Origin of the sequence: Corynebacterium kozikiae (assembly GCF_024580965.1) — a bacterium.
In the GTDB taxonomy this organism is placed as follows: Bacteria; Actinomycetota; Actinomycetes; order Mycobacteriales; family Mycobacteriaceae; genus Corynebacterium; species Corynebacterium kozikiae.
The window spans coordinates 1-1,345 of the sequence record NZ_JANIKJ010000042.1; the positions used below are offsets into that span (position 1 = coordinate 1).

Here is a 1,345-nt window from a genome sequence, read left to right on the forward strand (position 1 = left end):
CCTCGAGGCGCTCGAAGTACATGCGCACCGCGCGCTCCTGCGTGGCTGCGTCGTACTGACTGGGTCGTGCCATGCTGATCGTCCTCCTAGGGTAAAACCTAGTCTCCGACCAACCCAGGCCGCTTCATTCCAACTCCCCCACCTCCATAATCTCTCTTCGGCAAAAATTATACGGGAACCCGGTCCAAATTCTTTCCAACCGACCGGCCCGGATAGCTCCTAGTATTCACAGTAATTCTACATTCCAGAACCCGATGTGGGAGTGTGTGTGATCAACTGGGCCCGACCCCTGGAAAGTGGACACAGGGAATTGAACTTATGCGGTCAAGGTGAGTTTACCGCAGGTGCGGTTTTCGAACTCGAGGGGCGACAGATAATCGCACCATGAGTGTCTGCGCTTCTGGTTGTAGCGCACACACCACGCGAAGACGTCCCGTCTGGCGTGCAGCAGTGAGTCGAAGCATTTCCGGTTTTGCAGCACCTCGCGTTTCAATGTCGAGTTGAACGACTCCACTAGCGCGTTGTCTGCGCTGGTTCCCACCGCTGCCATCGATTGGGTCACCCCTAGCATCGTGAGCTAAATGCCTTCGAGGTATAGACACTGTCGTGATCTGAATGAAAAATCGCTCCTTTCAGACTGCCTCGGGCGCGCTGTGCTGAGTCCAGCGCATCGATAACCAGATCGACGCGCATGTGGTCAGCAATAGAAAATCCCACCAGCCTGCGGGAATAACAATCGATCACGGTGGCAAGATACATATTGCCGCCACCGGATACCGGCAGGTAGGTAATGTCGCCGACGAGCACGCGATTCGGCGCCGGGGCATGAAACTGCCTGCAAACAAGATCTGGAAAGACACCACGGCCAGTATCTGCCACGGTGGTGCGCACGCGGGGTTTCTTCGTGAACCCCTGGATGCCCATAGTCTTCATGTTGCGTGCGACGCGTTTGTGATTGACCACCGCATGCGCCCCCGAATCAGGATCGTTCAACGCCGCGGCGATGCGCTTAGCTCCGTAGAGTCCGTGTTCCTCACGGAACTGAAGTGCGGATACGAGCACCGAGAACAGCATCGTCAAGAACCTTCTGGCGGCGCGCGGCCTGTGTGTTTTTCCACTTGTAATAGGAAGATCGCCGCACCTTCAGCACGTGGCACATCCGCTTGACCGAATACTCGGTGCGATGGTCCCGGATGAACTTGAAGCGGATCATAAGCCGGCTCTGTTGCAAAGATTGGCGGCAGTCAGAGGTAGGCTGTCGCTCTGCGCCGATCAGGCGGCTGCTGCGAAATGGTGGTTGAGCATGCCCATGGCCTCCGTCAGCGCCGAGGGCCCAATGCCAAAA

At 57.0% G+C, this 1,345-nt stretch carries 2 pseudogenes; both read right to left on the reverse strand.

The features are described from left to right. Positions 1-316: 316 nt before the first annotated feature. A pseudogene (locus NQ018_RS11220) lies at positions 317-993 on the reverse strand (IS3 family transposase); the annotation flags it as partial. A 40-nt stretch (positions 994-1,033) separates the two neighbouring features. Then, positions 1,034-1,345, reverse strand: a pseudogene (locus tag NQ018_RS11715) (hypothetical protein); the annotation flags it as partial.